Here is a 19,265-nt window from a genome sequence, read left to right as displayed (position 1 = left end):
CGCCATGCGGATCGCCCGAGTAGCAGCGGCAATACCACTGATCCCCACGAAGATCTGGACAGCTGACCGCGCTTGACGGTCATGTCCATGTGCCGTCGGCTCGCTGGGTTGCGTCAATCGGTCATCATGCTTGACAGACACCGATCGACTGGCCGGAGGCATCGTGGATACTTCCGTAAGTGCCGACATCGTCGCATACGTCGCGCTTCTGCTGTCCGTTGTTTCGGTTGTCGTCACCTGGCGTGCCACGCAGCATGCGAAGCGCCAGGCAGACATCGCCGAAGCGTCCAGCGAGTTGGCGAGGGAGTCCGGGCATACGTCGGCGGTAATACATTTCACGGCCCAGTTCCTCGATCTGACCGCGAGCGGAATCAGGTTCGATGATGAGGAATGGTCGGCTCGGTTCTGGAGACTCCAGCATATGGAGTTCTACTTCTACGACAACGGCTGGCTTCCACGGTTCATCTATGAGCTTTGGATGGCTCGGCTGGTTGGGCTGTATCGTAAGTACCCGGCGGCGGTCCCCGGTCAGCTCAAGCACCTCAACGACTATTCGATGAACAGTGATGACATTGTCGACTTCTTTTCGGGCCTTCACGAGTTGGCAATCAGCGAGTTCGCCGCTGAGGGCGAGCGCTATGCGGCTGTCAGGTCATATGTCCGATCGCGCGAGCTCTACACTTCGCGAGCATCCGTCCTATAGGTGATCGGTCCTGCCCTTCGCCGCCGTGTCGGGAGCGATCCGAAGGTGAGGTCTCCGACCGGCCGTCAAAGGTCTACAGGACACGGCAACCGATGCCCGAAGTCGAACGCATCTCGCTGCAAGCGGCCCACGTGCAGCGGCCCAGCCCGCGACCCGGCGGAATCAGTGCAACACGGATTGAGCGCGAGAAGGATCAGGCCGAATTCGACCGCACCCATGCTCTTATCGACGCAGGCAGCGGTAGTGGCTGCGCGACGCGCTGGAGTTGGGGCATCCGGACCACGAGTGGGCTTCGCTACTCGCCTCCCGCTGATGCGGTACGGGCGCCTCGGCTCAGCTGCCGGTCGGCTCCAGTACGAAGACGGGGATCTGCCGGTCGGTCTTCTTCTGGTAGTCGGCGTAGGGCGGGTATGCCGCGACCGCCCGGTCCCACCAGAGCGCCTTCTCCTCGCCGGTCACCTCGCGGGCGGTCATCTCCTGGCGGCGGGGCCCGTCCTGGAGTTCCACGGTCGGATGCCCTTTGACGTTGTGGTACCAGACGGGGTGCGTGGGCGCTCCGCCCAGCGAGGCCACCGCCGCGTACCGGCCTTCGTGCTCGACCCGCATCAGCGGCGTCTTACGGATCTTGCCGCTCTTGGCGCCCACGGTGGTAAGGATGATCACCGGCAGGCCGGTGTCCATGAGCGTGGTGCCCTTGGTGCCGCCGGAGCTCTCGTACAGCTCGACCTGGTCCCGCACCCACTGCTCCGGGCTCGGCTCGTATTCGCCCTCAAGTGCCATGGCATCCATCCCATGATCGTGTCTGCGCACAGTCCGTTACTCACCACAGTGCCTCGGATCGCACCACGGGACCAGGCGTTTCGCAGATTCGACCACGCGGCGTCGGTCTGCGGACGGTAACGCGCCAGTGGCCGTGGAGTTTTCTCCCTCCGGCAAGGTCGTTGATCGTCCTTTCATCCACAAGAGACGATGACGACCACTGAGCCGGCGGTCGGCTAATCCCCCCAGCCCCGCCGCGGACCGGCGCTCAGGCCGACGGGCCTGGGCGCCGGTCTGTCCGTGCCGAACGCTTGAGCGAGCCCTGGCCTGCGCGGAGAGGCGCCCACCGGCTGGCGAGCGCCTCTCCCTGTCAGGGGCGTCGGGCAACGCGCCTGCCTACTGGTAGGTGATGTCGCTTTCTCTCACCTTGCAGTTGCTGTCGTTCCAGCCTTCGCCGAGGAACGTCGGCTCACTGCCCTTCGGCACACCCTGGTACTTGCCGCAGACGACGGCGTCGCCGCTGTTCAGGAGCCTGACGCGGGTGATCGTGGCGGTGTCGCCCCAGTTGCTGTTGATGCCGGCGACCATGTCGATGTTGTCGAGGATGACGTTGTCGATCCGCACATGCCGCGTGTACGAGCTGGAGCAGTTGCCGCAGGCCCGGTAGAGCTTGCCGGAGGACTTCAGGTAGAAGTTGCTGATGCTGACGGTGCCGTTGCCGTTGTGCTGGAACGTCTTGTCGCTGCCGGAGCGAGCGCCGCCGCCGATGACGTACGACGTGCCGCCGCCGGTGCCCTTGAAGGTGGCGGCGTCCTCGCCGATGTCGTTCCACCACACGTTGCGCAGCGTGCAGGTGCCTTCGCAGTGCACGCCGTCACCGGCGGGCGAGCCGAGGATGACGTTCTGCAGCGTGGCGCCGTTGGCGAGCTTGAACATCGGGTCCTGGCTCTCGCCCTGGCCGCCGTCGCCCATACAGCAGTAGGTCTTCATGCCGCCGTCGAAGGTCCCGGAGACGCTGACCGTGCCGGAGATGCTCACCGAGCCGGCCGACGTCGGCCAGGTGGTGCTCGGGCCGCCGCTGCCGCCGGTCGGAGTGGGTGTCGGGTTGCCGCCGCTGCCCACCTTGACCAGGCGGAACTGCTGGTTGGTGCCGTTGAGGTCCTGGAACTGCGAGATGCGGGCGCCGTCAGCCGACGACCACTCCCACACGTCGAGGGTCTTGCCGCTGGTGCGGTTCTTGAACCGGACCACGTTGTTGCCGTTGTCGAGCAGCGAGAACTGCTGGTAGTAGGCGCTGCTGCCGGCACCGGAGTTCATCTGGACGGTGGCGCCGTCGGCGGTGCCGGCGTTGGCGATCTCGATGACCTTGCCGCTGGCCTTCGACTTGAGGCGGTAGTAGCCGCTGCCCATGTCGAGGAACTGGAACTGCTGGTTGGACGCGGCGCTGTCCGTCGTGCGCTGGACGACCGCGCCGCTGCTGCCTTCGATCGCCTTACCGCTGAACACGTTGACCAGCTGGTAGTAGGCGCTGGTGTCGATGGTGGCGGCCGACGCCGGCATCATCGCGGCGAGGGCGACGCCGCCGACGACGGTCGTGACCGTGGTGATCGCCAATGCCAGGCGCAGGCGGGGCCGCCGCCTCCGGGCCGTGGGTGACGGTTGCATGGGTTCCTCCGTAGGGCCCGCCGATGATCCGGTCGGCGGTGAGGATGGGAGTGGTGAAGGGACGGTGTGTAGTCTGGTAAGCGCTTACCAAGCCGAACCGTAGGGCATGACGGAAGGGTGGTCAATAGGAAGGTTTCGATTATGGGAGCGCTTCCGTTTCGCCTCGGGGTCTGGCTGATGCTGGCCAGGACCGTTGGAAGCGGGATCGCTGTCAGCGTTGAAATGCGCGGCGAGCCGGCCGTCGCGGGGCAGGCGACGTACGGCACGATCACTCATAGTGACGTTCGAGGAGTTCGGTCTCGGCGAGGCCGGACCAGTTCACGTCGTCCGCGCAGGCTGCTGCGGTCCGGGCCGTCCGGCACCCGTTCCTCGGACCCGGCGATGACGACGGGCGTGGCGGGCATTGCGGCAGGCGTCCTGCTGGTCGGTTCAGGCATCGTCGCCTATGTGACCTGAATGGTCGTTCCGGGCGGTGCCCGTCTTCGGTCACTGCTCTCTGTGGCGGTCGACGTCTAAGATCCGCTCAATGAACCGGCTGTCTGGTAAGACGGGCTTCCTCAGGGAGACGGGCACGTGCCTGATCGTTCTCGGGGTGTTCGGGCTGCTGATGAGGGAGTACCTCCACCAGGACACGGTCTTCACCAGCTTCGCCGCTGCCCTGTTCGGCTTCCTGCTGCGTATCGAGGCGGCGATCGTCTCCCTGCGCCGTGGCGCCGACGACCCGGGCCGCGACTGATCGCCTGTGTGCTCAGTGGATGTACGGCCGGCCTTCGTGTCGGGCGGCGTGCTCAAGGACCGGGATGTCGGGGCCGAACAGCGGCTCGGGCAGGTCGTCCAGGGCGAACCAGCCCAGCTGGGAGCCTTCGCCGTCCGGGTCGCCGGACTGGCGTAGCGGCGAGCCGAAGAACACCACCCCGACGAAGTGCACGCTGTTGCCGCTCGGGTAGCGGTGGAGCTGGGTGGCGGGGTCGCTGTAGATGCCGAGCAGCCCGTCGATGACGACGTCCCAGCCGGTCTCCTCGCGGCATTCGCGCAGCGCGGCCTGCTCCCAGGTCTCGCCGGGCTCCACCCCGCCGCCGGGCAGGCCCCAGGTGCCCTCGTCGGTGCGGCACATCAGCAGCACCCGGCCGGCCTCGTCCCGGACCACGACACCGCAGGTGGCACGGATGCGGGTCTCCACTGTGGTCACGACGCGATCGTGCCAGACACCCGCACGGAGCGCTGCCCGGCCCGACCTGACGCTGTAGATCGCGGTCTCGTGTCAGAAGGTGTGGTCCAGCCGCACTTTCCGACACGAGACGGCGATCATGGCTCGGGCGAGGGCGAGGGCGAGGGCGAGGGGGTGGGGGTGGGGGTGGGGGTGGGGGTGGCGAGCGTGGCGAGGTGGTGGAGGGTGCGTTTGAAGGACTGGTAGTCGGCGGGGCCGATGGCTTCGGCGAGGTGCTGTTCGATGCGGGCCATGGCCTCGTCGCTGTGGCGCATCTGGGCCAGGCCCTTGGCCGTGGGGACGACGAGTTTGGCGCGGCGGTCGGCGGGGTCGGGTTCGCGGCGGACCAGGCCGAGGGCTTCGAGTTCGTCGACGAGGGTGCCGATCACCTGTTTGTGCTGGCCGGACAGTTCGGCCAGCTCGGTGGCGCGGTTGCCCTGCTCGTCCAGATAGGCCAGCACCGCGCCATGGCGCGGTTTCGTGCGGGCGTGGCTCTCGGCGAGCTGCTGCTGTACGGCGAAGAGCAGGCGTGCGGTGAGCACGCCGAGGTCGGGGTCGTTCCGTTTCCGCTCACTGCGACGCATGACATTAATCACCAAACTTGATAGTCACTAAGTTTGACTATCACTAGTACTGTCTTCCCCATCAGCATCCCATGGAGGGAGACAGTCATGACCATCCTGGTCACCGGTGCCACCGGCACCGTCTCCGGCGCCCTGCTCGCCGAGCTGGCCGCCCACCCGTCACTGAAGGTCCGCGCCCTGGTCCGGGATCCGGCCAAGGCTCCTGCGGGCGTCGAGGTCGCGGTCGGCGACCTGGAGCAGCCGCACACGCTCACCGACGCGTTCGCCGGCGTCGAGACGCTCTGGCTGCTCACCGCGATGGGCCCGACCGCACCCCACGCGAGCTCCAACGCCCTGTGGGCGGCCCGGCAGGCCGGGGTCCGGCATGTCGTGCGGCTTTCGGCGATCGGCGCCGCACACGACGCGCCCACCCGCAACGGCCGCCTGCACGCGCTGTCCGACGCCGAGCTGCGCGCGTCCGGGCCGGCCTGGACGGTGATCCGCCCGGCGTTCTTCCTGCAGAACCTGCTCGGCTCGATCAACGGCGGGGTGCTGTACGGGGCCACGGGGCAGGGGCGGCTGAGCCCGATCGACGTACGTGACATCGCCGCGTTCGGCGCGGCGGTGCTGGCCGACCCGTCGCGGCACGCCGGGCGCAGCTACACCATCACCGGGCCGGAGAGCCTGTCCATGCGGGACGCGGCGGCGCGGATCGGCGCCGCGTACCAGGACGTGCCGGCCGCCGACGTGGTGAGCGGGATGCGCGCGGCGGGGATGCCGGACTGGGTCGCCGACGTGACGGGGGAGTACCTGGCGGCGTACGCGGCGGACTGGGGTGACTTCGTCACGCCGGACTTCGCCGCGGTGACCGGGCGGCCCGCCCGGGACTTCGCGGTCTTCGCCCGGGATCACGGCCTCACCGCGAGCTGAGCGCCGGCCGGGCTTGCGTGGGAGACTGCGGCATGGCGCGGACGCGCAAGTACCGGATCATCACGACGCTGGAGCGGGTCAACAACCAGCTCACCCGGTGGGCGCTGCGCCGTGGCCTGGCGCCCAGGGCGTTCGCGCTGCTGGAGACCACGGGCCGGCGCAGCGGCCTGCCGCGGCACACCCCGGTCGGCAACGGGCTCGACGGCGACACGTTCTGGCTCGTCGCGGCGCACGGCGAGCAGGCCGACTACGTGCGGAACCTGCTCGCCGAGCCGGCGGTCCGGGTGAAGGTCGCCGGGCGCTGGCGCACGGGGCGGGCCACGCCGCTGCCGGATGACGACACGGGGCGGCGCTCCCGGTCGCTGCCGTACCAGTGGGATGCGGCCATCGGCCGGATGATGGCCACCCGCCCGCTGACCGTCCGCATCGACCTCGATGCACTGTAGGCTGCACGGACACCAGCGAAAGCATCGAGGATCACTATGCTGTGCCGATGCGCGACGACCTGCTGCTGAACGTGATCCTTGACAGCCTCATCTCGTGTGTGGCCCTGCTCGACGAGCACATTGCCGATGAGGTCCTGGACGGGCGGATCGCGCTCAAGCAGCTGGAGAGCATCTCGTACGAGCATCGAGGAGATGCCCGGCAGCTTCGGCTTGGCAGACGACGAAGACTGACCGGGGCCCTGCCCCGGAGCCCGGCCACCGCCGTATAGACCCGGCGGTCTTGGCTGTTGTGGTGGTTGTGTGGTGATCTCCTTGCGGCAGCACCATAAGGGCGCAAGGAGATCACCACTCAGCTGCGCAGAAGTCTGCCGTGAGCGTCAGTCGGGCGCCCAGCCATGAGGATGATCCCGTCGATTACGAACCACATCCACATAGCGCCGTAGATGAAGAATGGAAAGATCAACAGAAAGCCGCACCAGAAGGAGATCCAACCGACCACTGTGGCAGCCAATTGGAGTACGCCGACCATGGTGTGGCCTGCATACAGGCGCCCGATGCCGCCGAGCCCCATGAGGAATCCGGGGAGCATCTGCAGCAGGCCGGCAATCACCTTGCTCTTGTCCGACAGCGGTGCGCCCGTAAACGGGTCGACCTCGACCACCGGCATGGGCACCGGGAGGTGTGTGGGCGGTCCATACGGGCGGTGGTGCGGGTTTGTCATTTCGCCACCGTAACGATCAACCCGGGCGCTACGCTGCCCCCAAAACCGAGCGAGCTCAACCACGATCGGCCCGAGGAGGCCGACCATTCGCCCTACTCCGGTCGTGCTTCTCCTGGCGGTTCGCGCCCACTCACGGGCCATAGGTCCAGAGGAAGGCCAACTCGACCGGGTTCACCAATTGGTCCCAGGCCGGCGATATCCATCTGGCCGATTCCGCGTCGCGCATTTCCGGCATTCTCAGCATAGGGAACGGTAGGGTCGAGCGGGACGGCCGTCGCGGAGCGCGGCGGCCCGCGATCGGAGGCCGCACCCGTGGACGTGGACGAGCTGCTCGCCGACCTGTACGAGCGGCTGCCCGAGATGATCGGCGAGGCCGTCGAGGGGCTGACCGCAGAGCAGCTGCACTGGGCGCCCGCGCCGGGGGCGAACAGCATCGGCTGGCTCGTCTGGCACCTCACGCGCGTCCAGGACCACCATGTCGCCGAGCTGCTCGGCGAGGACCAGGTGTGGGTCTCCGGCGACTGGGCGGCCCGGTGCGGGCTGAAGCCGGACCCGGACAACACCGGCTACGGGCACAAGCCGAAGCAGGTCGCCGCCGTACGGCCGGAGGGGCCGGAGGTGCTGGTCGAGTACTACGAGGCCGTCGCGGCGCGGACCCGTGACCTCATCACCGGGCTGACCCCCGCTGAGCTGGACCGGGTCGTCGACGAGCGGTGGGACCCGCCGGTGACGCTGGGCGTACGGCTGGTCAGCATCGCCAACGACGACACGGCCCACGCGGCGCAGGCGGCGTACGTGCGCGGCATTCTGCCGTCCTGACACCGGTCAGGTGGCCGAGGGCACCGAGCCGTAGACGTTCTCGTGATGCCAGGTCAAGTAGACCTTGCCCGGCTTCGCCGCGCGCTCGGGTAGCAGCAGGCGCTCGGCCAGCGGCGGCCTGCCGAACACGGCACGCGCCGCCGGGCTGGTGCGGGCGGCCTGCTCCTGCTCGGGTTTGACGTGGATGCGCAGCCCGCCGTTGACGGTGATCAAGCCGGTGTCGAAGGCGACGTCGTGGGTGGGGCAGGCGGTGAGCCCGTTGGCGGCGTCGAGGCGCTCAAGCGGGGTGCTCACCCGCCAGGGCTTGATGTGGCTGGCGACCAGCATCCGCTTGGCGCGTACGCCCGAGGCGCGGACGGACAGCCCGCAGAAGACGCAGCTGTGCCCGTGATTGCGCAGCACCTCGCTGGCGAACCGGTGCTGCCCGACCCGTACGGCGGTGACCAGCAGCTGCTCGGTTACGCGGGCCTCCAGAGCGGAGGTCTGGGTCAGGCGGTCGGCCGAATCCTGCTGAATCGCCCGTTCGATCTCGTCGAGGCTCAGCTCCTCCTGTCCGAGCAGGTCGCCCGCGGTCTCCTCGAAACCCAGGAAGTCGGGCAGGCGGTCAGGGCCGAGGCCGGCCTCGCGCGCGGCGGCGAGCAGCACACAGTACGTACGCGCCAGCAGGCCGGGGGTGGCGAGCAGGTGCCTGCTCACATCGAGGTCGTACTGCCCGCCGTGGGAGCGGCTGCCGTCGAGGTTGGCCATCTTGGCCAGGATGCTGCTGTTCGGCCGCTGAAACAGGGCCGCGAGCTGCGGCACGGGGTATGGCGCCCGGGGCGCTGAGCTGCTGCCGAACTTGCGATGGTCCACTAGTAGCCCGGCCGCGAGGCACATGATGATCTCGACCGGGGTGAACGCGACCTGCCGCTGACCGGCGGCGACCGGTGGCCTGGCCGCGACGGCGTGCCACTGCTCGCGGGCGGCCTGCGGCGTCGGCTCCAGATACTCGGCGAGCGTCGGCATGGTCGCCATTCCAGAACAGCAGGTCCACCACGTCAAGTGCATGTGCGCGGCAGCCTGCCGTCCTGGCATCGGTCAGGCGGCCGAGGGCACGGAGCCGTAGACGTGCTTGACCAGGGGCCGCCGTCACCGAGAAACGGCGGTAGTGTGCGGCCGTGCCGATCATCCGCCTCGCCGCCGCGTCCGGCATGCCATGACGCTGAACCTGCGCCGCGCCGTCCGCGCGATCATCCTTGATGAGGACGACCGCATCCTGCTGTGCCGGTTCGACTTTCCCCACCCGGTGGTGCCGGAGCGGGCGAAGGCGGTATGGGCGGCCCCAGGGGGCGGCATCGAACCGGGTGAGGACCAGCTGACGGCGCTGCGCCGTGAGCTGCGTGAGGAGACCGGTCTGGCGATCGCCGCCGATCCACCGCACGTCTGGCACCAGGAAGTCCTGGCCGCCGACCATGCGCCAGGCTTCGGCGGCATCGTCAACGACTACTTCCTCGTCCGCACGAACCACTTCCAGCCCCGCGGCGAGCTGACAGACGACCGGCTCGCCGCGGAAGAACACCTGGCCGCGTTCCGGTGGTGGCGGCTCGCGGAGATCGCGGGTCATGCGGGACCTGAGCTGTTCTCGCCCCGCGACCTCACCACACCCTTGAGCGCGCTGCTCACGGCGGGGGCGCCGGACCAGCCGGTCCGACTCGGCCTCTAGCAGGTTCCGGGTGCGATCGCCTTGATCCAACAGCGACGCCACCGTTCCTGCGGCGATCAGGCGGCGAGCGCTTCGTGCAGTTCGGTGGTGCTGCTCAGATCTCGCCAGCGGCGGCGGAGTGTGCGGTCGAGGGTGCGCAGCTCGCCGGCGATGCGGGCGGATCCGGTCGTGCGGGCCACGCCGACGCAGCTCAGGCCGAGTGCGGCGGCCCGCTCCGGGTCGGGCTGTGCTGTCTGGAGCACCGCGTTGGCGAGTTTGGCGAGCTGGTGGGCGCGGTCACGCTGGTGCTCGCGTGGCGTCGCGCCGAGCCGCCGTTCCAGGATGGTGATCGCAGTGTCCGCGTGGCCGCAATCGCGGTATCCGCTGGCGGACTGCTCCTCCAGCACGTTCAGGTTGTAGCTGTGCAGGTATATGGGAGAGTCCTCGCTCACCCGGTCCGGTCCGCCGGTGAGCAGGTCGGCGGCGGCGTCGAGCAGATGGCGGAACCGGTCGGCGTCGGTGTGCATCGCCCAGCCACGCGCCTCCTGCTGTGTCGCCAGCGCCAGCACGGACGGGCTGACCCGGCCCGGCACGCGCCGAGCGGCGGCGGCCAGCTCGATGACGTCTGTGGCGTCGCCGTCGAGCAGCGCGATGTTGCTCCTGCGTACCAGGAGATAGGACACCAGCTCGTATTCGCCCACGGCCTGGGCCCAGACCGTCGCGCGATCCGTCCAGTAGCGTGCGGTCGCGGTGTCGCCCGCATCCTGATGGAGCCAGCCCGCGAACTCCGCGTACTGGGCGAGCACCCGCATCGTGGCGTCGGCGGAGCCGGGGCGGCAACCGCGCCGGAGCCGGTCGAGGGTGTCGATCTGGGCTTCTACGACGCCCAGGAGATCGCGCGGGCCGAGCATCTTGTCCGCGACGAAGTGCTGCCCGAGGAGCACCCGGAAGTAGTCGAGGACCTGCGGGTCCGTGCGTTCCGGCGTCTCGATCGCCCGGCCGACCCGTTCGAGCTGATCGAGGTCTGCCGTCCCGGCGGGAAACAGCGCATGGAGCGCACCACCGGCCAGCAGGGCGTTGAACTTTCGCCGAGGCAGTCTCACCCGCACCGCCCTCCCGTCCGTGACGTCGAGGTCCAGAATCACGGTATCGCCGTCCGCACTGAACCCGGCCCCCAGCCGACCTGGTCCGGCCGTGTTGGACGAGCCCTGAGGTGCCATCAGCGCGCGTAGCGCGATCAGCAGGCCACCCGCCTTAAGCGCCTGATCCACGGCGGGGACGAGGTCGGCGTCGATGAGATGTTCGCCGCGTTCGACGCGGGAGATCCGGCTGTAGTCGTAGAGGCAGCGTCTGCCGAGTTCTCGTAACGAGTATCCGGCCTCCTGACGCACCTGCCGCAGGACCAGCCCGAAGAGTTCGCGCATCGCATCGACGTCCCGGCTCACCGGCACCCCCCATCCGCTGTTGCCGATGTTGCCGCAACGCCCGGCCTGTTCACAACCGGCGTCGGCAGCGAAAGGGTATTCCTGGGCAGCGGTTGTTCTCCCGGCTCGCGCTGCCGGAGGTCCCACGGCGGGTACGCATCGCACCGCGTACGCCCGCCGTGGGACCTCGCCCGTCCAAGGAGGAAACGTGCGTGTCCTGAACGCCGGCCAGTTCGCCGAGTACGCGCGCCGCCAGATCGCGGCCGCCGACGAGATCCTCACCCGGCACGGGCGCGTCGCCGGTGACCTGTGCCGATGCGAGAGGCCGTGGCCGTGCCCCGTCGCGGCGTCCTGCGTGAGCATGCGCGAGCACTACCGGGCCAGGCTGGCAGTGGTCGAAGCGACCATGCGCCTGCCGGTGGTGGGCACGGCCCGGGTGCCGCGGCTGCCGGTGCTGCGCCGGTTGGTCGGGGGGCTGGTGCGCGCTGTGCGGTGGGAAGATCGCTGACTCGTGTCAGAAAGTCAGGTCCAGCCCCATCTTTCGACACGAAACCGTGATCTTGGCGCGCGCCGTGGCGGGCCTCCGCGGTGCGGCGGGTTTCCGTGCTGGGGCGGGCCTCCGTGGTGGGCCGCGGTGGCCGGTGGCGGTCAGGGGGTGGGCGGGGTGGTCCCGGTGTGGTGCCAGGTGCCGCAGCGGTGGGCGGTGAAGACGTCGCCGATACGGAGGGTCACCGTGGCGCGGCCGTCGCGGATCAGGTCGCTGGCGATGATCTCGGTGCCGGCTGGGCCGGTCCGGGTGATCTCCCAGTGGCAGTGGCCGCCGACGTCGGCGGTGGTCTCGTAGCGGCCGGGCGGCAGGTCGGCGCCGACGGTCCAGGACTGGTCGGCGGCCGGGGCGGGGGCCGGAACGCCCTGGCCGCCCATGGCGGGGTGGAGCGCGACGCCGATGGCGATCGCAGCCGGGCCGCAGAGCATCGCGACCGCCGTGCGGACGTTCATCGCGGACCTCGATCTGCCGGTGGGACTGCTGAGCACGGCCACGCTAAAGCGGCCGTGTTGACCGCGTCAACATGAGAGATCCTCGCACGCCGCTGTCAACGACGGTCACCGACTGTTACCCTCGCCGGTCATGGAGAGCGGGGCGGAGGTCACCGCCGTCGAGATCGCCCGCCTGGCGGGGGTCGGCCGGGCGGCGGTCAGCAACTGGCGCAGGCGGTACGCCGACTTCCCGCGGCCCACGGGCGGCACGGCGACCAGCCCGGCGTTCCGGCTGGCCGACGTCGAGGCGTGGCTGATCGCCCACGACCGGCTGCCGGAGCCGACCGGCGTCGACCGGCTCTGGCGCGCGCTACGCCACGGCTCGGCCGACCCCGACGGCGAGCTGCCCGCGCTGGCCCGCGTACTGCTGGCGTCCTGGCGCACCCCGGCCGACGCCCGGCGGCACGCGGCGGCGCTCGCCGTCGCCGACGAGATGGGGGTCGGCACGGCCCTGGCGGCGGTGGCCGACCGCTACGCCGAGGTGCGGGCGCGGCGGGGCGCGGCGGCCACCTCCGCCCAGGTCGCCGCGCTGATGTGTGAACTCGCCGACGTCGCGGGGCAGACCGTGCTGGACCCGGCCTGCCGCAGCGGCGTGCTGCCGGCCGCCGCCGTGGCGCACGGCGCGGCGGTCGTGGCCGGGCAGGATCCCGACGCCGACCACGTCACGATCGCGCAGGCCAGGCTGTACGGCGCGGCGGTGCCGGCCGAGGTGCGGGCCGGTGGGCTGGGCGCGGACGCGTATCCGGAACTGCGGGCCGATGTGGTGCTGTGCGATCCGCCCGGCGGCGGCCGGTGGGGCCACGACGAGCTGGGCGAGGATCCGCGCTGGGCGTACGGGGTGCCGCCGCGCGGGGAGGGCGAGCTGGCCTGGGTCCAGCACGCGCTGGCCCGGCTGCGGCCCGGCGGCACGGCGGTGCTGCTGCTGCCGCCCGGGGTCGCGCAGCGTCCGGCGGGCCGCCGCATCCGCCGTGAGCTGCTGCGCCAGGGCGCGTTGCGGGCGCTGATCACGCTGCCCGCCGGGGTGACGCCGCCGCACAACACGCGGCTGCAGCTGTGGCTGCTGCGCCGCCCGGACGCCGCGCACCGGGCGCGGGAGGTGCTGCTGGTCGAGGCGGCGGGGCTGTGGGACGAGACCCGGGCGACGGTGCTGGCGGCGGTGCGGGCGTACGAGGCGGGCCGGGCGCTGCCGGAGGAGCTGGCGGGGCGGGCCGTGGTGCGCGAGGCGGTCGAGCTGAGCGACGAGGACGTCGACCTGACCCCGGCCCGGCACATCCCGGCCGAGCAGGCGTTGGTCACCGCGGACCTGATCGTGCGGCGCCGCGGGGAGCTGGTGGACCTGCTGGGGCGGCTGCCCGCGACGGTCCCGCCCGTGACGCCCGGCGACGGCGAGCCGCCCGCCGCCCAGATCACCGTCGGTGACCTGGTCAAGAAGGGGCTGGTGGCGCTGAACACCGACCCGGCGACGGTGGTGCGGCCGGGTGACGTGCTGGTTCCGTCGATCGGGCCGCGGCTGAGGGTGCGTGTGGCCGGTCCGGCCGATGACGGCAGGCCGCTCGGGGCGCAGATGTTCCTGCTGCGTACCAAACCGGGGTATGTCGACCCGTGGTGCTTCGCCGGGTTCCTGGGGGCGCAGGCCAACCTGCGGCGGATCGTGTCGGCGGGGTCGGTGCCGCGCGTCGACGTGCGCAAGGCGCACATGCCGCGGCTGCCGCTGACCCGGCAACTGGAGTACGCGGAGCATTTCCGCAGGCTGCGCGAGTTCGAGGACGCGCTGTGGCTGGCGGCGACGGCCGGTGAGGAGGTCGCCCGGATGGTGGGCGAGGGGCTGGTCGCGGGCACGCTGGGCAGCGGGTGAGGGTGACCGTACCGGCCGGTTTCCACGAGGCGGATCCGCCGAAAACCCGGTCCCCGCACGTCACAGCCTGCCTGTAGCCTCTGCCGCGTGAATCAGTCCTTCCAGGTGGATCTGCGCGGCATCGTCGACCTGCTGAGCCACCACCTGTACAGCAGCCCGCGCGTCTACGTGCGTGAGCTGATGCAGAACGCGGTGGACGCGATCACGGCCCGCCGGGCGGTGGCGCCGGGCGCGCCCGCGTCGGTGTGGCTGGAGACGCCGAAGACGACCGGCGACGGCACGCTGCGGGTGCACGACACCGGGCTGGGGCTGACCGAGCAGCAGGTGCACGAGCTGCTGGCCACCATCGGCCGCAGCGGCAAGCGCGACGAGCTGGGCTTCTCCCGGCACGAGTTCCTGGGCCAGTTCGGCATCGGGCTGCTGTCGTGTTTCCTGGTGGCCGACGAGATCCGGGTGCAGACCCGGCACGAGGGCCACCCGACGGTCTACTGGACCGGCTACTCCGACGGACGCTACGAGACCAAGGCGGGCCCGGACCGGCAGGAGGTCGGCACCACGGTCACCCTGGTGCCCCGCCGCGACGCCGCGTCGTGGCTGGACACCGCTCGGGTACGCGATCTCGCCGTGCTCTTCGGCGAGCTGCTGCCGTATCCGGTGCGGGTGGACGGTGACCTGATCACCGCCGGGGAGCTGCCGTGGCGGGGCGGCCGGGCGGCGCTGACGGAGCTGGCGCAGCAGACGTTCGGGTTCACGCCGTTCGACGTGATCGAGCTGAACGTGCCGGAGGCGGGGCTGACGGGGGTGGCGCTGGTGCTGCCGACGCCCGCGAACCCGGCGGCCAAGGCGGGGCACCGGGTGTATCTCAAGCGCATGCTGCTGGCCGAGGGCGCCGAGGACGTGCTGCCCGAGTGGGCGTTCTTCGCCCGGTGCGTGCTCGACGCGAGCGAGTTGCGCCCCACCGCCAGCCGCGAGGCGCTGTACGAGGACGGCCTGCTGGAGTCGGTGCGCGAGCAGCTCGGCGCGCAGCTGCGCGGCTGGCTGGTGAACCTGGCCCGGCACGACCCGGACCGGATGAACCGCTTCCTGGCCGTGCACCACCTGGGCGTGAAGGCGCTGGCCATGCACGACGACGAGATGCTGCGGCTGGTCGACCGGTGGTGGCCGATGGAGACCAACATGGGGCGGATGCCGCTGGAGGAGTTCCGCCGCCGCCACGGCGTGGTCCGCTACAGCGCCAATGTGGACGAGTTCCGGCAGCTCGCGGCGGTGGCCGCGGCGCAGGGGCTGGCCGTGGTCAACGGCGGCTACACGTACGACACGGAGCTGATCGAGCGGCTGCCGGTGCTGGACGGGTCGATCCTGGTGGACCGGCTCGACCCGAGCGACCTGTCGACCCGGTTCGACACCCTGGACCCGGGCGCGGAGCTGGCCCTGCGCCCGTTCCTGGCCGCGGCGCAGCGCTGCCTGGACCCGCTGGGTTGCGAGGTCGTGCTGCGCGCGTTCGACCCGCCGAGCATGCCGGCGCTGTACCTGACCGACCGCAACGCCACGTTCCAGCGGCGGCTGCGGGAGACCACGCAGGTCGTGGACGAGCTGTGGGCGGGGGTGCTGTCGGCGTTCGAGAAGGCCGAGGCGCAGGCCCGCCCGCAGCTGGTGCTCAACCACCGCAACCCGCTGGTGCGCCGGGTCGCGGCGCTGCCCTCGCCGGAGGTCGTCGGCCTGACCGTGCAGGCGCTGTACGGGCAGGCGCTGCTGCTCGGCCACCACCCGCTGCGCCCCGCGGACACGGCGCTGCTCAACCGCTCGTTCCTCGACCTGATCGATCTGGCCGTGCCCCGGGAGGACGCATGAGCAACCACCACGACGTCCACGAGCTGATCCACCGCTGCTGGAACACCCCGGACGGCCCGGCCCGCATCGTGCTCGCCGAGCAGGCGCTGGCGCAGGCCGAGGCGCTGGGCGACGAGGACCTGCTGTACTCGGCGAACTGCGCCGCGACCAGCGCGTACCACCAGAGCGGCGAGCCGATGAAGGCGATGATGACGTTCGCCCGGTGCCTGGCGGCCTACGACGCCGACCCGGGCCGGCGCAGCGAGGACGACGAGCGGCTGCTGCTGTGGCAGTTCAAGCACGTGGTCTCGGCGATGTCGCGGTTCCCGCAGCTGCCGCTGGAGCGGACCATGGCGGTGCTGGACGACATGCAGCGCCGCTACCAGGCAGGCGGGCACAGCCTGCAGGCGGTGTACGCGTACCGGCACGACGTCGCCGCGCACGTCGGGGACACGGTGCTGGCCGACCACTGGTACCGGATGTGGGACGCGGCGCCGCGCGACCGGCACTCCGACTGCGCGGGCTGCGACCCGTCGTCGAAGGCGTACCACCTGGCCTGGCGGGGCCGGGACGAGGACGCCATCGCGGTCGCCGAGCCGGCGCTGTCGGGGCGGCTGACCTGCTCCGAGCAGCCGCACGGCATCCTGACCGCGCTGCTGCTGCCGTATCTGCGCACCGGGCGGCTGGACGAGGCCCGCGACGCGCACCGGCGCGCCTACCGGGCGCTGTGCGACAACAAGGCCGAGCTGGGCCGGGTGGCCCGGCACGTGGAGTTCTGCGGGCTGACCGGCAACGAGGTGCGCGGCCTGGAGCTGATCGAGCGGCACCTGTCCTGGCTGGACGAGGCGCCGACGCCGAAGACGGAGATGGAGTTCGCCGCCGCGGCGGCGCTGGTGCTGCGGCGGCTGGCCGAGGCGGGCCAGGGCGAGCTGGAGGTGCGCCGGGCCGCGGGTCCGGTCACGGTCGCCGAGCTGGGGCCGGTGCTGCGGGAGCGGGCCGAGGCGATCGCGCGCCGGTTCGACGCCCGCAACGGCAACACGTTCCAGAGCGAGCGGGTCGCCGAGGTGACGGACGCGCAGCCGCTGACGGCGTACCTGCCGCTGTCGCTGACCTCGGCGTACGCCGCCGCGCCGGAGCCCGTCGCGGCCGCGCCGCAGGAGGCGGACATCTCGGCGGTGTCGCCGAACCTGCCGCTGGACGCCCAGCTCGACCTGGCCGAGCAGTGGTTCGGCGAGGACGACGGCGTACGCGGCAAGGCGCTGGCCCGGCGGCTGCTGGCCGCGACCGCCGAGACCCCGCTGACCGACCTGCAGCAGGGGCGGCTGGCGCGGCTGCGGGCCAACTGCTTCGGCGAGGACGAGGCCGAGCAGACCGCGCAGGCCCACGGGGAGGCCGTGGCCGCGTTCGAGCGGGCCGGGCACCGGGAGCTGGAGCTGTCCACCCGGGTGCAGTGGGAGATCAGCCTGCTGCGGGCCACCGGCGACGAGTCCCACCTGGAGAACGTGTTCGAGCTGACCGAGCAGGCGCTGGCCGTGAGCACCGACCCGGTGGTGCGGCGCAACACGCTGCTGCGCGCCGCGTGGCTGGCCGCGATGGCCGGGGACCCGGACCGGGCGCTGAGCCTGGCGGTGCGCGCCGAGGCCGAGCCGGGGCCGGTGCCGCCGTCGCGGCGGGCGCGGCTGCTGCACCTGCGCGCGGGGGCGTACCACGCCCACGGGCGGCTCGACGACGCCGAGGCGGCGCTGCGCGAGGCGATCGGCGAGCTGCGCGGCACCATCCACCGGGACATGCTGGGCTCGCTGCTGACGACGCTGGCCCGGCTGGTCGGCGACCGGCGCGACCCGGAGTCCAACCAGGCCGCCATCGCCGCGTTCGAGGAGGCGGCGGCCGTCGCCGAGGACCCGGAGCTGCGCCGCAGCGCCCGCGCCAACGCCGCGTTCATGCTCGTCACCACGCCCCGCGCGGGGGAGTTCATCGACGACATCGTCGAGCACGTGTGCCTGATGGAGGCGGAGGGCTCGGCGCAGGCGGCCTGCTACACCCGGCACCGGCTGGCGCTGGCGCTGTACACGGTGGACCGGGACCGGGAGGCGGCAGAGGTCGCCGAGGAGGCGCTGGCCTGGTTCCTGTCCCAGCGCGACGAGCAGTACGCCGAGATCGTGGGCGACCTGCGGGAGCTGCTGTCGCGCATCTACACCACGCTCGGCGAGCCGCATGTGGCGCTCGGGCAGCTCGACGCGCTGCTGGAGACCGTGACCGGGGTGGAGCGGCTGGCACAGCGGGCGGAGCTGCTGGAGCGCGCCGGGGAGCTGCTGTGGCAGGTGGACCGCGACGCCGACGCCGCCGAGCGCTTCGACGCCGCCGCGCAGGCGTACGGGCAGGCCGACCTGCCGCTGGAGACGGTGCACGCACGACGCCGCGAGGTGATGGCGCTCTACCACTGCGGGCGTCACGACGACGCCAGGGCGGCCGCGGCGCGGCTGGTCGAGCTGATGGACGTCACCGAGGTCCCGGCCGCGCAGGAGCAGGGCCTCACCTGGGAGAAGGCCACCGCCGGGTATGAGGCGGCGCTGATCCTGACCAACACCGACCAGCCCGACTACGAGGCGGCGCTGCACCGGATCACGCCCGTGCCGGTGTGGTATCAGACGATCGGCGCGGTCCAGGAGGCGCTGTTCGCGCAGCTGCGGCACGGCCAGGTGCTGGTGGTGGCGGGGCGGCCGGAGCTGGCCGAGCCGATGCTGTGGCATGTCCTCGACGGGCTGCCCGAGGGGCAGGGCGCCCGCCGCGACGCCGCGTTCTGGCTGGCCCGCGCGCTGGACGAGCAGGGCGGGCACGACCGGGCCGCCAAGCTGCGGGAGGAGTTCGACCTGCCGCAGCCGGAGTAGCCGTCACGTGCCGGTCGCCCGGTGGTGGCCTGCCGTTCGCCGAAGGGGTCCATACTCGTCCCTCTGATAGGGAAGGGCGTCGATGGACCTCGGCAACGTGATGGAGTTCGCCGCGATCGCCGTGCTGGTCGGCGTGCCGGTGGTCGGGGCGGTGCGCGGCGCGACGCCGTCCGCGCGGGCACGGCGCCGGCGCGAGCGCGCGCGGCGCAAGGAGATCATGGCCCGGCAGCGCCAGTCGACGCTGACCCACCCGGTCGCGCCAGGCCGGACGGCGCTGCGGCTGCTGTTCATCCTGCTCGGGCTCGCGCTGTTCCGGATGGTCCTGCGGAACGGGGTGGACGGGGAGACCGGCTCGCCGGGCTTCTGGCTGCCGCTGTGCTACACCGTCGGCGGCGTGACGCTGGTCGTCGCCGGGCTGGTGCCGCTGGCACTGGGACTGCTCGATCACGCGATGCGCCGCTCCTTTCGCGGCCGGGTCGTCGACACGATCGAGGACGTCTATGAATCGGGCGACGGAGAGGGCGGATCGTCGCTCATGCGGGTGCCTTATGTCGTGGTGGAGGGCGACGGGTGTCCGCGACGCCCGTACCGGGTGACCGATTGGGTGATGGGACGCGTCCGAGTGGGCGAAGCGGTCCAGATGACGATCGCCCCGCACAGCGGATACGTCTATGAGCTGCGGCAGGACCGGCAAGCCTGACCGTTCGGGGGCCGCACCGGGGACCACGTCGACAGC

At 71.3% G+C, this 19,265-nt stretch carries 21 protein-coding genes; 13 read left to right on the top strand and 8 right to left on the bottom strand.

Annotation, left to right across the window (positions count from 1 at the left end):
* Nucleotides 1-163: 163 nt before the first annotated feature.
* Nucleotides 164-703, top strand: a complete 540-nt coding sequence (locus tag CS0771_RS34240; RefSeq protein ID WP_212844851.1) for a hypothetical protein — start codon at nt 164-166, stop codon at nt 701-703.
* 333 nt (nt 704-1,036) lie between these two features.
* Here CS0771_RS34240 and CS0771_RS34235 read toward each other — a convergent pair whose 3' ends face one another.
* The gene (locus CS0771_RS34235) at nt 1,037-1,492 is read right to left on the bottom strand and encodes a nitroreductase family deazaflavin-dependent oxidoreductase (RefSeq protein ID WP_305835550.1); all 456 of its coding nucleotides are present in this window, start codon (nt 1,490-1,492) and stop codon (nt 1,037-1,039) included.
* Between the two features lie 366 nt (nt 1,493-1,858).
* A complete protein-coding gene (locus CS0771_RS34230) occupies nt 1,859-3,127 on the bottom strand; it encodes a pectate lyase (protein WP_244871205.1) in 1,269 nt (422 codons plus the stop codon).
* A gap of 141 nt (nt 3,128-3,268) precedes the next feature.
* Here CS0771_RS34230 and CS0771_RS34225 point away from each other — a divergent pair, with 141 nt between their 5' ends.
* Together CS0771_RS34225 and CS0771_RS34220 are read left to right on the top strand one after the other, a co-directional pair.
* Nucleotides 3,269-3,583, top strand: a complete 315-nt coding sequence (locus CS0771_RS34225; protein WP_212844850.1) for a hypothetical protein — start codon at nt 3,269-3,271, stop codon at nt 3,581-3,583.
* A gap of 70 nt (nt 3,584-3,653) precedes the next feature.
* On the top strand, nt 3,654-3,863 hold the full coding sequence (locus CS0771_RS34220) for a hypothetical protein (protein ID WP_212844849.1): 210 nt from the start codon (nt 3,654-3,656) through the stop codon (nt 3,861-3,863).
* A 12-nt stretch (nt 3,864-3,875) separates the two neighbouring features.
* On the opposite strand, the gene CS0771_RS34215 is transcribed toward CS0771_RS34220, so the two are convergent.
* A complete protein-coding gene (locus CS0771_RS34215) occupies nt 3,876-4,316 on the bottom strand; it encodes an NUDIX domain-containing protein (RefSeq protein WP_212844848.1) in 441 nt (146 codons plus the stop codon).
* 116 nt (nt 4,317-4,432) lie between these two features.
* Nucleotides 4,433-4,918, bottom strand: a complete 486-nt coding sequence (locus tag CS0771_RS34210) for a MarR family winged helix-turn-helix transcriptional regulator (protein WP_212844847.1) — start codon at nt 4,916-4,918, stop codon at nt 4,433-4,435.
* Nucleotides 4,919-5,005: 87 nt separating this feature from the next.
* Here CS0771_RS34210 and CS0771_RS34205 point away from each other — a divergent pair, with 87 nt between their 5' ends.
* Genes CS0771_RS34205 through CS0771_RS34195 form a run of 3 tightly spaced genes read left to right on the top strand, consistent with a single transcriptional unit; the run spans nt 5,006 to nt 6,542 of the window.
* The gene (locus CS0771_RS34205; RefSeq protein WP_212844846.1) at nt 5,006-5,827 is read left to right on the top strand and encodes an SDR family oxidoreductase; all 822 of its coding nucleotides are present in this window, start codon (nt 5,006-5,008) and stop codon (nt 5,825-5,827) included.
* Between the two features lie 32 nt (nt 5,828-5,859).
* Nucleotides 5,860-6,273 (top strand): nitroreductase/quinone reductase family protein, encoded by a 414-nt coding sequence (locus CS0771_RS34200; RefSeq protein WP_212844845.1) that lies wholly within the window; start codon nt 5,860-5,862, stop codon nt 6,271-6,273.
* A gap of 47 nt (nt 6,274-6,320) precedes the next feature.
* Complete coding sequence (locus tag CS0771_RS34195; protein WP_212844844.1) at nt 6,321-6,542, top strand: hypothetical protein; 222 nt, start codon at nt 6,321-6,323, stop codon at nt 6,540-6,542.
* An 80-nt stretch (nt 6,543-6,622) separates the two neighbouring features.
* Here CS0771_RS34195 and CS0771_RS34190 read toward each other — a convergent pair whose 3' ends face one another.
* A complete protein-coding gene (locus CS0771_RS34190) occupies nt 6,623-6,994 on the bottom strand; it encodes a hypothetical protein (RefSeq protein WP_244871204.1) in 372 nt (123 codons plus the stop codon).
* Between the two features lie 312 nt (nt 6,995-7,306).
* On the opposite strand from CS0771_RS34190, the gene CS0771_RS34185 reads away from it, so the two are divergent.
* Nucleotides 7,307-7,813: a DinB family protein gene (locus CS0771_RS34185; protein ID WP_212844843.1), complete on the top strand. Its 507-nt coding sequence runs from the start codon at nt 7,307-7,309 to the stop codon at nt 7,811-7,813.
* A gap of 6 nt (nt 7,814-7,819) precedes the next feature.
* On the opposite strand, the gene CS0771_RS34180 is transcribed toward CS0771_RS34185, so the two are convergent.
* Nucleotides 7,820-8,818, bottom strand: coding sequence for an HNH endonuclease (locus tag CS0771_RS34180; protein WP_212844842.1), 999 nt, complete (start codon nt 8,816-8,818; stop codon nt 7,820-7,822).
* A 190-nt stretch (nt 8,819-9,008) separates the two neighbouring features.
* On the opposite strand from CS0771_RS34180, the gene CS0771_RS34175 reads away from it, so the two are divergent.
* On the top strand, nt 9,009-9,515 hold the full coding sequence (locus CS0771_RS34175) for an NUDIX hydrolase (protein WP_212844841.1): 507 nt from the start codon (nt 9,009-9,011) through the stop codon (nt 9,513-9,515).
* A 56-nt stretch (nt 9,516-9,571) separates the two neighbouring features.
* Here the strand turns inward: CS0771_RS34175 and CS0771_RS34170 are convergent, their stop codons facing one another.
* Nucleotides 9,572-11,065: a helix-turn-helix transcriptional regulator gene (locus tag CS0771_RS34170; protein WP_212844840.1), complete on the bottom strand. Its 1,494-nt coding sequence runs from the start codon at nt 11,063-11,065 to the stop codon at nt 9,572-9,574.
* A 61-nt stretch (nt 11,066-11,126) separates the two neighbouring features.
* On the opposite strand from CS0771_RS34170, the gene CS0771_RS34165 reads away from it, so the two are divergent.
* Nucleotides 11,127-11,426 carry a hypothetical protein gene (locus tag CS0771_RS34165; protein ID WP_212844839.1) on the top strand — a complete coding sequence of 100 codons (300 nt, stop codon included), beginning with the start codon at nt 11,127-11,129 and terminating at the stop codon, nt 11,424-11,426.
* A gap of 140 nt (nt 11,427-11,566) precedes the next feature.
* On the opposite strand, the gene CS0771_RS34160 is transcribed toward CS0771_RS34165, so the two are convergent.
* Nucleotides 11,567-11,917 (bottom strand): hypothetical protein, encoded by a 351-nt coding sequence (locus CS0771_RS34160; protein ID WP_212844838.1) that lies wholly within the window; start codon nt 11,915-11,917, stop codon nt 11,567-11,569.
* Between the two features lie 130 nt (nt 11,918-12,047).
* Between CS0771_RS34160 and CS0771_RS34155 the strand changes: the two genes are divergently transcribed.
* The 4 genes from CS0771_RS34155 to CS0771_RS34140 all read left to right on the top strand — a co-directional run bounded on the left by CS0771_RS34155 (nt 12,048) and on the right by CS0771_RS34140 (nt 19,229).
* Nucleotides 12,048-13,811 (top strand): N-6 DNA methylase, encoded by a 1,764-nt coding sequence (locus CS0771_RS34155; protein ID WP_212844837.1) that lies wholly within the window; start codon nt 12,048-12,050, stop codon nt 13,809-13,811.
* Nucleotides 13,812-13,898: 87 nt separating this feature from the next.
* Nucleotides 13,899-15,662, top strand: a complete 1,764-nt coding sequence (locus tag CS0771_RS34150; protein WP_212844836.1) for an HSP90 family protein — start codon at nt 13,899-13,901, stop codon at nt 15,660-15,662.
* Nucleotides 15,659-18,529 (top strand): hypothetical protein, encoded by a 2,871-nt coding sequence (locus tag CS0771_RS34145; RefSeq protein WP_212844835.1) that lies wholly within the window; start codon nt 15,659-15,661, stop codon nt 18,527-18,529. Before CS0771_RS34150 ends, CS0771_RS34145 begins: the two co-directional genes overlap by 4 nt.
* Nucleotides 18,530-18,611: 82 nt before the next feature.
* Nucleotides 18,612-19,229, top strand: a complete 618-nt coding sequence (locus CS0771_RS34140; protein ID WP_212844834.1) for a hypothetical protein — start codon at nt 18,612-18,614, stop codon at nt 19,227-19,229.
* The last annotated feature ends 36 nt before the right edge of the window (nt 19,230-19,265 follow it).

The organism is Catellatospora sp. IY07-71 (assembly GCF_018326265.1).
GTDB lineage: Bacteria > Actinomycetota > Actinomycetes > Mycobacteriales > Micromonosporaceae > Catellatospora.
This window is presented reverse-complemented; position numbering and strand designations above follow the sequence as displayed.

Bases quoted from the DNA above. Each gene is read 5' to 3' on its own strand.
- CS0771_RS34140 (WP_212844834.1), top strand. From the start codon at position 18,612: ATGGACCTCGGCAACGTGATGGAGTTCGCCGCGATCGCCGTGCTGGTC.
- CS0771_RS34200 (WP_212844845.1), top strand. From the start codon at position 5,860: ATGGCGCGGACGCGCAAGTACCGGATCATCACGACGCTGGAGCGGGTC.
- CS0771_RS34210 (WP_212844847.1), bottom strand. From the start codon at position 4,918: ATGCGTCGCAGTGAGCGGAAACGGAACGACCCCGACCTCGGCGTGCTC.
- CS0771_RS34155 (WP_212844837.1), top strand. From the start codon at position 12,048: ATGGAGAGCGGGGCGGAGGTCACCGCCGTCGAGATCGCCCGCCTGGCG.
- CS0771_RS34195 (WP_212844844.1), top strand. From the start codon at position 6,321: ATGCGCGACGACCTGCTGCTGAACGTGATCCTTGACAGCCTCATCTCG.
- CS0771_RS34175 (WP_212844841.1), top strand. From the start codon at position 9,009: ATGACGCTGAACCTGCGCCGCGCCGTCCGCGCGATCATCCTTGATGAG.
- CS0771_RS34220 (WP_212844849.1), top strand. From the start codon at position 3,654: ATGAACCGGCTGTCTGGTAAGACGGGCTTCCTCAGGGAGACGGGCACG.
- CS0771_RS34225 (WP_212844850.1), top strand. From the start codon at position 3,269: ATGGGAGCGCTTCCGTTTCGCCTCGGGGTCTGGCTGATGCTGGCCAGG.
- CS0771_RS34235 (WP_305835550.1), bottom strand. From the start codon at position 1,492: ATGGATGCCATGGCACTTGAGGGCGAATACGAGCCGAGCCCGGAGCAG.
- CS0771_RS34145 (WP_212844835.1), top strand. From the start codon at position 15,659: ATGAGCAACCACCACGACGTCCACGAGCTGATCCACCGCTGCTGGAAC.
- CS0771_RS34160 (WP_212844838.1), bottom strand. From the start codon at position 11,917: ATGAACGTCCGCACGGCGGTCGCGATGCTCTGCGGCCCGGCTGCGATC.
- CS0771_RS34190 (WP_244871204.1), bottom strand. From the start codon at position 6,994: ATGACAAACCCGCACCACCGCCCGTATGGACCGCCCACACACCTCCCG.
- CS0771_RS34230 (WP_244871205.1), bottom strand. From the start codon at position 3,127: ATGCAACCGTCACCCACGGCCCGGAGGCGGCGGCCCCGCCTGCGCCTG.
- CS0771_RS34180 (WP_212844842.1), bottom strand. From the start codon at position 8,818: ATGCCGACGCTCGCCGAGTATCTGGAGCCGACGCCGCAGGCCGCCCGC.
- CS0771_RS34205 (WP_212844846.1), top strand. From the start codon at position 5,006: ATGACCATCCTGGTCACCGGTGCCACCGGCACCGTCTCCGGCGCCCTG.